The following is a 12,738-nucleotide window of genomic DNA, read 5'->3' as shown; positions in this document are numbered from 1 at the left end:
CACTTGGTCAGTGGAAGTCGCGGGAGACGCTCCTCGCGCCGATCGTGAGCAGCTCGAACCGGTCGGCGAGCACGTTGATCACGCCCTCCGGTGAGCGTTCGAGGATGCCGCGGATGATCATCGCGGGCGCCTCCCGGGCGATCCTGCGGTAGCGCTGCCAGACGCCGACGCTGCAGACGATGTTGACCATCCCTGTCTCGTCCTCGAGGTTGAGGAATGTGACCCCTGCCGCGGTCGCCGGACGCTGCCGGTGGGTGACCACTCCGGCGATCTCGATCCGCCGCCCCGACTCGGCCGTGGCGAGCTGGGCATAGGAGAGGACGCCGCGCTGAGTCAGCCGGCTCCGCACGAAGGACATCGGGTGCTGGTCGGGGGAGATGCCGGTGGCCCAGAGGTCGGAGGCCACCTGCTCGGCGGGGCTCAGCATCGGCAGCAGCGGCGGCTGCACGGTGATGCCCGTTCCGGGCAGGTAGTCGGGGTGCTCCTGCGCGGCGGCGCCCGCACCCCAGAGCGCCTCCCGCTGGCCGAGGCCGAGCGATGCGAACGCGCCGGCCGCCGAGAGAGCCTCCAGCTGGGGTGCGCTGAGCCCGACGCGGCGGGCCAGGTCGTTCTGGCTCGTGTACAGCCCGCCGCGCTCCCGCTCCTCGACGATGCGGGCGGCGAGCTTCTTGCCGATCGAGGAGACTTCGGCGAGCCCGAGCCGCACCGCGGAGTTGCCGTCCCGCCGATGGGCTGCGTCCTCCACGGGGGCAGTCGGGTCGAACCGCGCGGAGACCGGCGGCTGCTCCCGGTCGAGGCAGGTGTCGCGTCCCGTCGCCCAGGGTCCCGGTGGCGCAGGGCGCCGCGCGTCCGCCGTCTCCTGCAGCTCGCCGAGGAGCGCGTCGACGTCCGTCAGCGCAGTGCCGCTGTCGCCGAACGCGGTGCGAGCGGCCGAGCGTGCGTTGCCGGCGTACCGGGCTCGACTGCGCGACCCGTGCCCGGCGGACACGCGCTCAGCGTCAGCATCACCGGCGGCGGGCAGGTCGGGGAGCACGAGCGGCTCCAGGTCTGCCTCCACACCCGAGCGCAGGATGTCGGGTCTTCGCACCTCCACGCCGTGGTGGCGAGCGTCCGCGGTGAGGGACTGCGGCGAGTAGAAGCCCATCGGCTGCGCCCGCAGCAGCGCCGCGAGGAAGATGCCCGGATAGTGCAGCCTCATCCAGGCGCTCGCGTAGACGATGAGCGCGAAGCTGATTGAGTGGCTCTCGGCGAAGCCGAAGTCGGCGAAGGCCTCGATCTTGTCGTAGATCTGATCGGCGACATCCGGCTCGATGCCGTTCGAGGCCATCCCCGCATAGAGCTTGTCCCGCAGGGAGTCGATCTTCTCGAGCCCCCGCTTGGAGCCCATCGCGCGACGCAGCAGGTCGGCGTCCTCGCCGGTGCAGCCGCCGACCTCCATGGCGATCTGCATCAGCTGCTCCTGGAAGATCGGCACGCCGAGGGTGCGCTCCAGCACCGGCTCGAGCTTGGGGTGCAGGTAGCTGACCTTCTCCTCGCCGACCCGGCGCCGCACGAACGGGTGCACCGCCTTGCCCTGGATGGGCCCGGGCCGGATGAGCGCCACCTCGACGACGAGGTCGTAGAACACGCGCGGCTGCAGTCGGGGAAGGGTGCCCATCTGCGCCCGGCTCTCCACCTGGAACACGCCGATCGAGTCGGCACGGCACAGCTGGTCGTAGACGCCCTGCTCCTCCTTGGGCATCGAGTCGAGATCCCAACGCTCGCCGAGATGGGTGTCGGCGAGGTCGAATGCGTACTGGAGGGCGGCGAGCATGCCGAGACCGAGAAGGTCGAACTTGACGAGCCCCATCCAGGCGCAGTCGTCCTTGTCCCACTGCAGCACCGTCCGGCCCTCCATCCGGGCGTTCTCGATGGGACACACCTCGCCGACGGGACGGTCGGTGAGCACCATCCCGCCCGAGTGGATGCCGAGGTGCCGGGGGAACTTGAGCACCTGCTGGGCGAGATCCACGACGGGCTTCGGGATGTCGTGGTCGTCGCTCTGCACATCGCCGCCCCAGCGCTCCACCTGGCGGGACCAGGCGTCCTGCTGGCCGGTCGAGTGGCCGAGCGCCTTCGCCATGTCACGCACCGCGTTCTTCGGCCGGTAGGTCACCACGTTGGCGACCTGGGCGGCGTTGCGGCGCCCGTACTTCGCGTAGACGTACTGGATGACCTCCTCCCGCCGGTCCGAGTCGAAGTCGACGTCGATGTCAGGCTCCTCGTTGCGGAGGCTGGAGAGGAACCTCTCGAAGGGCAGGTTGTAGCGGATGGAGTCGACCGCGGTGATGCCGAGCAGGTAGCACACCGCGGAGTTGGCGGCCGAGCCGCGGCCCTGGCAGAGGATGCCCCGGCCCTTCGCGAACCAGACGATGTCGTGGACGATCAGGAAGTAGCCGGGGAAGTCCTTCGCCTCGATCACGTCGAGCTCCCGCGCGATGCGCTCGAGCGTGGACTGCGGCGCGTTCGGGTACTTCCGCGGCACCGCGTCCCCGACGAGCCGGCGGAGCCAGCTCATCGGGGTGTGCCCGTCCGGGACCTCCTGCTTGGGCAGGCCGGGGCTGGCGCTGCGGAGGGAGAAGGCCAGGTCGGCGGCGAGATCGACGGTCGCCTCCACAGCGCCCGGATAGCGGGCGAATCTGGCCGCCATCTCCGCTCCGGTGCGGAGGTGCGCGCCGCCCCCGGCCGGGAGCCAGCCGTCCATGTCGTCGAGGCTGCGGCGGGCGCGGACGGCGGCGAGAGCGGTGGCGAGCCGGTGCTGCTTCGGGGTGGCGTAGTGCACAGCCCCCGTGGCGACGATCGGCAGTCGCCGGGAGCCCGCGAGAGCCGCGAGGGCGTCGTTGAGGGTCGAGTCGAGCGGCTCGCCCCGGTCGAACAGCTCCACCGCCACGTTGCCTGCGCCGAAGAGGTCGACGAGCAGGTCGAGCTCCCGTCCCGCCGACGCCGGATCGAGCGGTCCCGCCGGATCGGGCTGCAACGCCTGGCGCACGAGGCCCTTGCGGCAGCCGGTCAGCACGAACCAGCCGCCGTCCGCACGCTCGGCGAGCTCGGTCAGGTCGAAGCGGGGACTGCCCTTCTCCGCGCCGGGCGCGAGCTGTGCGTTGGTGATGGCGCCGGCCAGCCGGTGGTAGCCCTCCTGGCGGCGGGCGAGGACGACGAGGTGGCTGCCCTCCGGATCGGCGATGCCGTTCTGGGGCCGGGTGAGGCCGAGGGCCAGTTCCGCCCCGAACACCGTGCGGATGTCGTGCTTCTCGGCCGCCTCCGCCAGCCGTACCGCGCCGTACAGTCCGTTGTGGTCGGTGAGGGCGAGTCCCTCCAGCCGGAGGCGGGCGGCCTCCTCGAGGAGCTCCTCGGGGGAGGAGGCGCCGTCGAGGAAGCTGAAGTTGGAGTGCGTGCGCAGCTCTGCATACGGGACGACAGGCCCCTCGAGAGGCGGAGCCGACGGGGGCGACGGCCGGTAGGGCGCCCGCTTGGGGGACCAGGCGGGGCTGTCGCCGCCGTCCGCCTCGGCCGGCCGCGTGTTGGGCCGGCGCGCGTCGGAGAGACGGCGCTCGAACTCCGACCACGGGATCGGCGGATTGTTGTATCCCACCCTCCCAGTGTCGAACATATGTTCGAATCTCGCAAGCGGCGTGCCTCCTGTTCACCCCCTTCCTCTGTCGCTCTTCCTCTGTCGCTCAGCAGGCAGAAAAGTCTCCAGCAGGCAGAACCGGGCCACATAGCGGGATGGCGGCAGAATTGCCTGCTGAGGGAGAGGGACGGCGGGGCCGAGCAGGGCGCGGGGGCGCCGATACGGGGGCGTCTTCTAGAGTGTGCCCATGCGGGTTCTCTCCTGGCACGTGCACAGCAGCTGGACCACCGGCTTCGTGCAGGGGTTCCACGAGTACCTGATCCCGATCGGCGCCGAGGAGGCGGGCAAGGTCAAGCCGTACTGGCCGGCGTCGGCCGTCAACCTGCCGGAGGACGAGCTCGCCGACGCCGCGGTCGACGTGGTGGTGCTGCAGTCCTTCGCCGAGATCGAGAGGACGGAGCGGCTGCTCGGCCGGCGCCTCGGGCAGGACGTGCCCGCCGTCTTCGTGGAGCACAACACCCCCAGAGGCGACGTGCCGTCGACCCGGCATCCGCTGGCCGACCGGGACGACATCCTGATCGCGCATGTGACCCACTTCAACCGTCTGATGTGGGACACCGGCATCGCGCCGACCACCGTGATCGAGCACGGCATCCCCGACCCCGGACACCTGTACACCGGCGAGCTGCCCCGGCTCGGCTTCGTGATCAACGAGCCCGTCCGGCGCTGGCGGGTGACCGGCACCGACCTGCTGCCCGCGTTCGCGGCGGCGGCGCCGATCGACGCCTGGGGCATCGACGCCGATCAGCTGCCCGGTGCACTGGGGCTCGAGGAGGGGCGAATCGCCTTCGCCGGCAACCTCGCGCCGTGGGAGCTGCACCCCGCGCTCGCCCTGCGCCGCGCCTATCTGCATCCGATCCGCTGGACGTCGCTCGGCCTGAGCCTGCTCGAGGCGATGCAGCTCGGGATGCCCGTGCTCGCCCTCGCGACCACCGAGGCGTACCGGGCGGTGCCTCCAGAGGCGGGTGCGCTGTCGATGGATGTGGACGAGCTGGTCGCAGCGGCCCGGCTCCTGATCGCCGATCCCGACGAGGCGCGGGAGCGAGGTGCGGCGGCCCGCCGCTTCGCTCTCGATCACTACGGGCTCCCGGCCTTCCTTGCTCGCTGGGACGAGCTCCTGGCCCGCGTCGCCCGCTGAGGCGTACCGTTCCAGGTGCACGTTCCGGCAGAAAGTGCCCGCTGCAGCGGTCACTCCGCGCCGGAACGGGCACTTCGAGGAGGGGACGTGGCGGACTTCGCAAGGCCCGGTGCCGAGCAGTGGGTGCCGGAGGGTGGCAACCTTGCCGAACTGCGTGCCGCCGCGCCCTCTTGCCAGGGCTGCGAGCTCTACCTCGACGCAACGCATGTCGTGTTCGGCTCCGGGAGTCAGCAGGCGGACCTGATGCTCGTGGGCGAGCAGCCCGGCGACTCGGAGGATAGGCAGGGCAGGCCCTTCGTCGGCCCGGCAGGACGGCTGCTCGCCGACGCGCTCGCCCAGGCCGGGGTGCCGGGGGATTCGGCGTACGTGACCAACGCCGTCAAGCACTTCCGCTTCGAGGAGCGCGGCAAGCGGCGGCTGCACAAGTCGCCCGCGGTCGCGCACATCGTTGCGTGCAATCCCTGGCTCGAGGCTGAGGTGCGGGCGGTGCGGCCCAAGGTGATCGTGGCGATGGGGGCGACGGCGGGCCGAGGGGTGCTCAGCCGGACCGTCAGGGTCACGGCGGAGCGCGGCCGGGTGCTCGAGGATCGGCTGCCGGCCGCCGAGGATGCCCGCGTGCTCGTCACGGTGCACCCCTCCGCGGTCCTGCGGCTGCGCGGCACTCCCGAGTTCGACCGCGAGTTCGACGGCTTGGTCGCCGACCTGCGGACGGCCGCCGCCCTCCTCCGACCCGGCGGCGCGACAGTTCCGCCGCGGCGGTGGAGTTCGGATGCGCCAGCTCAGTCGTAGAGGCCCTCCGCCCACCATGAGCCGTCCTCCAGGACGAGGAGCCAGGCCTCGCCGTCCTCGTCGACCACCTGGAAGCGGTACAGGCTGCGGCTCTGCTCCACGTCCCACCAGCGCTCCTCGACTCCCCACGGACCCGACCAGGCGATCACCGGACGCGCGAGCCCTGTGCCGGGAGCGGCGAAGCGGGCGGGCGGAGCCGACAGCATGCCACGGTCGTCGACGGCCACCGAGGATCCGTCGGGACTGAGCACGGCGCAGGTCCGACGGCCAGGGAAGACGGTCGCCGGCGTCAGCCCGGGAAGCGATCCTGGCCACGGCCGCTCGGCCGGGCGGGGTGTCTGCGGACGATCGCCCCAGGGGATCAGCACCTGACGGTCCGCGAGCAGGCGACCACCGCCGATCGTCGCGGTGAGCACCGCCTCATGCCCGAGCATGCTCTGCACCCGGGACAGGCCGTGGTGGATGCGCTCGTCGGGCGCGGCGCCCCAGAGGCCCTCCTCGTGGCCGGCCGCGGCGTCGACGCTCTCGGGCAGCACGCGCACTCGAGCGATGGGGGAGCCGAGCCCCGTGTCCACCGCTCCCGTGCCCTGCAGCTGCCAGCGCACCCGATCCACCACCTCGGCGGCGGTGAAGGACCGCGGATGCAGCCAGGTGCGCTCCGACAGCTCCCCGCGCTCCGTCGTGATCTCGATCCGCACCGCCGTGCAGACGAGCCCGAGCCCGATGAGCCGCTCGAGGAACCGGTCCGCCGGGGCCCGCACCCCGAAGGTGACCTGATCGACGCGATCGAGCGGCGGCTCGAACTCGGCCACCACGTCGAGCTCGTCGGGCGGCAGCCGGGGCAGGACGCGGCGCCCGTCCCGACCGGCGGCGAGCCGATGCGCGGCGGCACCCTCCTGGCCGAACCGGTTGCGCACCTCGAGCGCGGGCAGCGACGCGAAGGCGCCGAGGGTGGGCAGCCCCAGACGGCGCAGCAGCATCCCGAGTGCCGGCGCCCCGAGGATCGCCACCGGCATCGGCGCGAGGAAGGCGGGCGACTCACCCGACGGGATGACCCGCACGCGCTCCGGACCGCTGGTCCGGGCCGCCTGCTCCGCTGCGAACGGCCCGTCGGCGATGCCGACCCGCGCTTCGGTCACGCCCAGCTGGGCGAGGCGGTCCAGCAGCACGCGGGCGGCCGCCGCTTCGCCCCCATAGAACCGTGCGGGCCCCTGCGCCCGGATTGCGGCGGTGCCCGGGCGGAGCAGCTGGACGCCCGGCATGATCTCCTCGATCCCCGCCAGCACCGGCTCGAAGATCCGCGCATCCAGTCCGGAATCGTAGGGGAGGGCGGTGAGGGACGCGCAGCGGGCCTGCGCCTCGCGGATGCGCAGGCCCCGCCGCACCCCGTCGGCGCGGGCGGCCGCCGAGCAGGCGAACACCTCGCCCCGGTCGGTGAGCGCGAGAGGGGCATCCGGTGCCAGCCCAGCCGCCCGGGTCGCCGCGACGACCGGCCAGTCCGGGCACCAGAGCACGAGGGTGCGGAGGATCTCGGGCACGCTAGCCGGCCCTCTCCGCTGACCCCAGGGAGGCGAACTCCGATCGGGCGGGCACGGCGGTCAGGGTCGCGACGGGGGCGAGCTCCGGCCACTCGGGCGGAGCGGCCTGCTCGACCCTCTCGCCGGCCGTCGCTCCCGCATCGGGCCCGGGAAGGTCGATCCACCGGGAGCGGGTGCACTTCCCTCGGCTCTCCACGCTCACCTCGACCCTGCGCCGGCGGAGGATGCCGTGACCGGCGCCGATCCCCTCCCATTCGCTGCGCACGATCTCGAGCTTCGCCTCGCTGCCCGGCCAGTCGCCGAGGGCGATGAGTGCCGCCTCACGCTTCCGCAGGCGCGCGGCGAGCCGGCTGGCGTCCGCGTCGCTGATGCGGCCGGCGGGCTTGAGGACGACGAGCGGCAGCACATCGAGGAGGGCAGAGGTCACGGCGAGCCACTGATCGGCGGGCTCGGGCACGAGCACCAGGCGATCGAGCGCGATGCCGTGCGCCGCGGCGGCCTGCGCTCCGAACTCGGGCACGCCGACGACCGCGCACCAGGATCCGGCCGCGGAGGGGGCGGAGAGCATCGCCATGGCCAGCGTCATCGAGCCCCGCACCGAGTACGCCGCCCCCGCCTGGAGCATCCCGTCGGGCAGTATCCCCGAGAACATCGGATGGGTGGCGAGGGTCTTGGTCGTCAGCCGCGTCGACTGCATCTCCCGGATCCGGGCCTGCAGCTCGCGCACCTTCTCGTCCGCCGCGGCGGCGGAGGAGAGCGCGAAGGTTGCCACACTCCATGTTCGAACAGATGTTCGAATGAGTCAATCCGCAGACGAGCTCTTCTGCTCCACATTTCGTCCGCGCCGACGGCCCCCGGCGCCCGCCCGCGAACGCCGGGGGCTAGTCCGGCGTCTCCTCGCCGGCGCGGTCGCCGCCGGGGAGCGCTGCGTCATCGCCGAGCGAGTCCCCGCTGCTGTCGAGGGAGCTCATCGAGGGCGCGTCGGCCCCCACGACGCGCTCCGGCATGCTGCCGCCCGGGGCGGCGCCGCCGATGCTCGCGCCCGCGCCCTGCTCGGCCACGCCGGCGCGCACGCCCGTCGCGCCGGGGACGTCGTCGAGCGTGATCAGCCCGTCGGGATCCTTCGGATCGTCCTGGCCGGTCAGCCGCGCGCCGATCCTCGCCTTGCTGTCCTCGGCCACCGGCTTGTCCTCGTGGTCGGGTGGCGGGGGAGTGCTGCGCCCGGCCATCAGGCGTGCGATTCGCGGACGGGGCCGCTCGGGCCCTCGTCGCGGAGGCCGACGATCTCCTCGCCCTCAAGGTCGTTCTCGGGGAGGCCGGGCTCCAGCTCGCGGGCTGCGCCGCCGGTGGGACCGTCGTTGCCCTCGCCGACTCCGGGCAGCACGGTCTCGCCCGCCACCGCGTCGTTGGTGACGGTCTGCTTGCCTGTCGCGTCGACCGCTTCGTCGTCGAATCCTCCGCCGTCGGGGATGGTGTCACTCATTCCGTGCTCCTTTCCTTGGGTCTTCTCACGCTACGCCGGGCGGGCGGTCAGCTCACCAGCTGCAGCAGATCGTGCTCCTCGACGACCGGCAGCGAGAGCACCCGATAGCCCTCGGTGTCGAAGAAGACCGTGATGCGGTCGTCCTCGACGCTCATCACCGTGCCGTCGCCCCACTCGCGATGCCGCACGGCGGCGTCGACGGGGAACGGACTCGACTTGGTCGGCTCCGCGGTCGCGGCCTCGTAGGCGGTGCCGCTCGAGCAGGTGTCGCAGTTGCCGCACGGCTCGTCGAGCTGCTCACCGAAGTAGCCGAGCAGGAACTGGCGCCGGCAGCCGAGCGTCTCGGCGTACTGGCGCACCATCGCGATGCGCGACTCGTCGATCCGCTCCCGATGCTCTGCCGCCTCCAGCGCCCCGGCGAGAGCCGTCTCGAGGGTTGCGCCGCGGGCGGGACGCAGGCCACGGGCGGTCTGCCGCACGGCGCCCGCCTCCAGCAGCAGGTTCACGGCCTCCGCCACCCGGCGTGCCGTCAGCTCGGTCTGCTCGACCAGCTCGGTCTGGTCGACGGCACGTGCGGCCGAGTCGATCGCGGTGAAGACCCGCTCGAGCCTGCCGCGATCCGGCTTGCCGGACGCGAAGAAGGTGCGCAGCCCGAGGTCCTCCGGGCGGTAGTGCAGCGTGGCCACGGCGGACTCGCCGTCGCGGCCGCACCGGCCGACCTCCTGGTAGTAGTTGTCGACCGACTCGGTGATGGCGGCGTGCACGACGAACCGGATGTTGCCCTTGTCGATGCCCATGCCGAACGCGCTGGTGGCCACGACGACGTCGAACCGGTCGTCCCGGAACTGCTCGTGCAGCTCCCTTCGCGCCTTCGCACCGAGCCCCCCGTGATAGGCGGTCGCCCGGATGCCGCGCGCGGTCAGCTCGGCGGCGTACTCCTCGGTCTCCCGCCGCGTCGCCACGTAGAGCAGGCCGGGCTTCGGGAGCTCCGCGAGCTGATCCAGCACCGCGCTGCGCTGCTGCCTGCCCTCCTGGTGACGCACGACCTCCAGCCGGATGTTCGGCCGGTCGTATCCGCGGGTCATCACCACCGGATCCTTCATCCGGAGACGCTCGAGGATCTCCTCCCGCACCGGGCCGGATCCGGTCGCGGTGAGCGCGAGCACCCGCGGGCGGCCGAGCGCCTCGATCGCCTCGCCGAGGCGGAGGTAGTCCGGCCGGAAGTCGTGCCCCCAAGCCGAGACGCAGTGCGCCTCGTCGACGGCGAAGAGTGCGACCGAGAGCCCCTTGAGCCGCTCGACCACCTCGTCGTTCGCGAGCTGCTCCGGGGAGAGGAAGACGTAGGTGGTGCGCCCCTCGGCGAGGTCCGTCCAGACCGCGTCGTTCACCCCGTCGCTCTGCGAGGAGTTGATCGCTCCTGCGTCGGGAGCGTCCTCTCGGGCGTCGATGCCGGCCACCTGATCCGCCTGCAGGGCGATCAGGGGGGAGACGACCACGGTGGGCCCGTCGAGCAGGGCGCCGGCGATCTTGTAGACCGCGGACTTGCCGTACCCCGTCGGCAGCACCGCGAGCACATCGCGGCCGGAGAGGACGGCGGACACCGCCTCTTCGATGCCGGGCCTCAGCTCGTCCCACCCGAACAGCCGGGCGGCCTCCTCGATGCTCGCTCGGTCTGCTCGGTTCACGTGCGCCATCGTAGGCAGGGGCATCGGAGGCGGACGGCCCCCTTGACCTCCCCGGACCGCTGTGTGCAGGAGCCCGCTGGTGGGCCGCGGAGGAGGGCCGCTCTTCGCGGAGGAGCCTCAGGCCGCCTTGAGATCGATCCGGCCGAGCATGCTCCAGACGGTGCGGGTGAGGTCCGGGTGCTGCAGCGCGATGGAGCGGAGCACGCCGAACTCGAACTGCTCGGCCTGTCCCGGGCGCGCCGTCGGGTGATAGGCCTGCGACCGCTGCTCGCGCAGCCCGTTCGCGACGATCGTGTCGGCCCGCAGGATGCGGACGACCCGCTCATCGACGGTCGGCAGCTCATGCGCGAACTGCCACGGATCCTCCCCGTCGCGGCAGCGTCGCTCGATCTCTGCGTCCAGCTCGTTGCGCGCTTCCGCCCTCAAGTCCTCGAGTGAATGCACCTGCCGCCCCTTTCGTTCCGACGACGATACGACACCGTCGAGAGGCTCCGGGAACGCACCCGCCGGAGAGTGCACAGTCGGCACCGCGGCATAGGCTTGGAGGGAAAGCGGCTCTCCTGCCGCACCGCTCGCACTCGTTCGCAGGGATCGCCGATGACGTCATCCACTCTCTCGCTTCAGCTGTACTCCGTCCGGGATGCGATCGCCGCGGACCTCCGCTCAGCGCTGCAGAGGGTCGCTGATCTGGGCTTCCGCCAGGTCGAGCTGTTCGGCTTCGTCGACCGCGCCGACGAGTACAGCGCGCTGCTGCCGCAGCTGAGCCTGACGGTTCCCTCCGCGCACGCCCGCCTTCTCGGCGAGGACCAGCGGGCGATCTTCGCCGCGGCCCGGATGATCGGCGTCGGCACCGTGATCGACCCGTTCATCGAGCCAGAGCGGTGGACCACGCGCGAAGGCGTCCTGTCCGTCGCCGACGACCTCAACGCCGCCGCCGAGCTCGCCGCCGACGCCGGCGTGCGCCTCGGCTACCACAACCACTGGTTCGAGTTCGCGGACATCGGCGGCGCCACCGCACTCGAGGTCCTCGCCGATCGCCTGGACCCTGCCGTCGTGCTGGAGCTCGACGCCTACTGGGCTGTTGCAGGCGGAGCGGATCCGGTTCGCCTTCTCGGCTCGCTCGGCGACCGGGTGCGCTTCCTGCACGTGAAGGACGGGCCCGGCACCCGCGAGACGCGCGAGCAGGTCCCGGCCGGGCAGGGGGCGATCGACGTGCCGGCGCTCCTGCAAGCCGCACCGGATGCGCTGCGCGTGATCGAGTTCGACGACTACGCCGGCGACGTGTTCGACGGCGTCCGGGCGAGCGTCGAGTACCTGGTCGGGCAGGGGGAGCAGCTGTGAGCGGGACGGGCCCGGTCGGCGTCGGCGTCATCGGCGCGGGAAACATCAGCGATCAGTACCTTCGCACTCTCACGTCGCTGCCGGACGTGCAGGTGCTCTTCGTGGCGGACCTGGACGAGCAGCGAGCCGCTGCACAGGCGGAGAAGTACGGCGTGCCGGGCGCCGGCTCGGCGGCGGAGCTCCTCGCGCGGCACGACATCGAGATCGTGGTGAACCTCACGATTCCGGCCGTGCATGCCGAGGTCGGCATGCGAGTCCTGGCGGCGGGCAAGCACGTGTGGAGCGAGAAGCCCCTCGCGCTGGACCGGGAGAGCGGACGGGCTCTGCTCGAGGAGGGCAAGAGGCGAGGGCTGCGGGTCTCCTGCGCCCCCGACACGTTTCTCGGCCCCGGTCTGCAGACCGTGCGGCGACGCGTGGACGACGGCAGCATCGGCGTCCCGCTCACCGCACTGACACTGTTCCAGACCGGCGGTCCGGAGCGGTGGCACCCCAGCCCGGACTTCTTCTACGCGCCGGGCGGCGGGCCCCTGTTCGACATGGGCCCGTACTACCTCACCGAGCTGATCCAGGTGTTCGGTCCGGTGAAGAGCGTCTACGCGCTCGGCTCGACCTCGCACGAGACCCGCACAGTCGGCTCGGGCCCGAGGGCGGGGGAGTCGATCCCGGTGGCCGTGCCGAGCCACGTGAGCGCCATGCTGGAGTTCGAGAGCGGGGCGAGCGCGCAGTGCGTGTTCAGCTTCCAGTCCCACCTGGAGCGCACCGGCTTCGTCGAGGTGGCGGGGACCGATGGCACCGTCGTGTCGCCGGATCCCAACAACTTCGACGGCGACGTGGTCGTGCACTCCGCCGCAGGCGACAGGACGGACCGCACCACCTTCTCGCTGTGGCGCGGCATCGGCGTGCTCGAGTTGGCCCGCGCGATCCGGGCCGACCGCACCGAGCGCGCCTCGGGAGCGCAGGCCTTCCACGTGCTCGACATCATGGCGTCCATCTCGGACTCGGTGACGCAGGGGGCTCCGGTCGCCGTCGAGAGCACGGTCGAGCGGCCGGACCCGCTGCCGGAGGACTGGGACCCCACCGCGGCGACCCTCTGA

Annotated in this window: 11 protein-coding genes; 4 read left to right on the top strand and 7 right to left on the bottom strand. The window is 72.2% G+C overall.

The window, feature by feature from the left end; translation table 11 throughout:
• Positions 1–7: 7 nt before the first annotated feature.
• Entirely contained in the window at positions 8–3,631 is a 3,624-nt protein-coding gene (locus tag JWR33_RS02595; protein ID WP_297409359.1) for an error-prone DNA polymerase, read from the bottom strand.
• 226 nt (positions 3,632–3,857) lie between these two features.
• Between JWR33_RS02595 and JWR33_RS02590 the strand changes: the two genes are divergently transcribed.
• On the top strand, positions 3,858–4,808 hold the full coding sequence (locus JWR33_RS02590) for a glycosyltransferase (RefSeq protein ID WP_297409186.1): 951 nt from the start codon (positions 3,858–3,860) through the stop codon (positions 4,806–4,808).
• A gap of 87 nt (positions 4,809–4,895) precedes the next feature.
• The gene (locus JWR33_RS02585; RefSeq protein ID WP_297409184.1) at positions 4,896–5,597 is read left to right on the top strand and encodes a UdgX family uracil-DNA binding protein; all 702 of its coding nucleotides are present in this window, start codon (positions 4,896–4,898) and stop codon (positions 5,595–5,597) included.
• On the opposite strand, the gene JWR33_RS02580 is transcribed toward JWR33_RS02585, so the two are convergent.
• From JWR33_RS02580 to JWR33_RS02555, 6 genes are all read right to left on the bottom strand, one after another.
• Positions 5,588–7,135, bottom strand: a complete 1,548-nt coding sequence (locus JWR33_RS02580; protein ID WP_297409182.1) for a DNA polymerase Y family protein — start codon at positions 7,133–7,135, stop codon at positions 5,588–5,590. The two genes, JWR33_RS02585 and JWR33_RS02580, sit on opposite strands and share 10 nt — an antisense overlap.
• A gap of 1 nt (position 7,136) precedes the next feature.
• A complete protein-coding gene (locus tag JWR33_RS02575; protein ID WP_297409180.1) occupies positions 7,137–7,907 on the bottom strand; it encodes a hypothetical protein in 771 nt (256 codons plus the stop codon).
• A 109-nt stretch (positions 7,908–8,016) separates the two neighbouring features.
• On the bottom strand, positions 8,017–8,364 hold the full coding sequence (locus JWR33_RS02570) for a hypothetical protein (RefSeq protein WP_297409178.1): 348 nt from the start codon (positions 8,362–8,364) through the stop codon (positions 8,017–8,019).
• Entirely contained in the window at positions 8,364–8,618 is a 255-nt protein-coding gene (locus JWR33_RS02565) for a hypothetical protein (RefSeq protein ID WP_297409177.1), read from the bottom strand. Before JWR33_RS02565 ends, JWR33_RS02570 begins: the two co-directional genes overlap by 1 nt.
• Before the next feature lie 47 nt (positions 8,619–8,665).
• Entirely contained in the window at positions 8,666–10,303 is a 1,638-nt protein-coding gene (locus JWR33_RS02560) for a RecQ family ATP-dependent DNA helicase (RefSeq protein ID WP_297409175.1), read from the bottom strand.
• Positions 10,304–10,420: 117 nt separating this feature from the next.
• Positions 10,421–10,747, bottom strand: a complete 327-nt coding sequence (locus JWR33_RS02555; RefSeq protein ID WP_297409173.1) for a hypothetical protein — start codon at positions 10,745–10,747, stop codon at positions 10,421–10,423.
• Between the two features lie 153 nt (positions 10,748–10,900).
• On the opposite strand from JWR33_RS02555, the gene JWR33_RS02550 reads away from it, so the two are divergent.
• Both JWR33_RS02550 and JWR33_RS02545 read left to right on the top strand, forming a co-directional pair.
• Positions 10,901–11,644: a sugar phosphate isomerase/epimerase gene (locus JWR33_RS02550; protein ID WP_297409171.1), complete on the top strand. Its 744-nt coding sequence runs from the start codon at positions 10,901–10,903 to the stop codon at positions 11,642–11,644.
• Complete coding sequence (locus JWR33_RS02545; protein WP_297409169.1) at positions 11,641–12,738, top strand: Gfo/Idh/MocA family oxidoreductase; 1,098 nt, start codon at positions 11,641–11,643, stop codon at positions 12,736–12,738. The genes JWR33_RS02550 and JWR33_RS02545 overlap by 4 nt, the downstream gene beginning before the upstream one ends.

The sequence above is a fragment of the Naasia sp. genome (assembly GCF_025465545.1).
Classification (GTDB): domain Bacteria; phylum Actinomycetota; class Actinomycetes; order Actinomycetales; family Microbacteriaceae; genus Naasia.
Note: the sequence above shows the minus strand (reverse complement) of the source record. Positions and strands in the feature narration are given on the sequence as shown.

Bases quoted from the DNA above. Each gene is read 5' to 3' on its own strand.
- JWR33_RS02590 (WP_297409186.1), top strand. From the start codon at position 3,858: ATGCGGGTTCTCTCCTGGCACGTGCACAGCAGCTGGACCACCGGCTTC.
- JWR33_RS02570 (WP_297409178.1), bottom strand. From the start codon at position 8,364: ATGGCCGGGCGCAGCACTCCCCCGCCACCCGACCACGAGGACAAGCCG.
- JWR33_RS02565 (WP_297409177.1), bottom strand. From the start codon at position 8,618: ATGAGTGACACCATCCCCGACGGCGGAGGATTCGACGACGAAGCGGTC.
- JWR33_RS02550 (WP_297409171.1), top strand. From the start codon at position 10,901: ATGACGTCATCCACTCTCTCGCTTCAGCTGTACTCCGTCCGGGATGCG.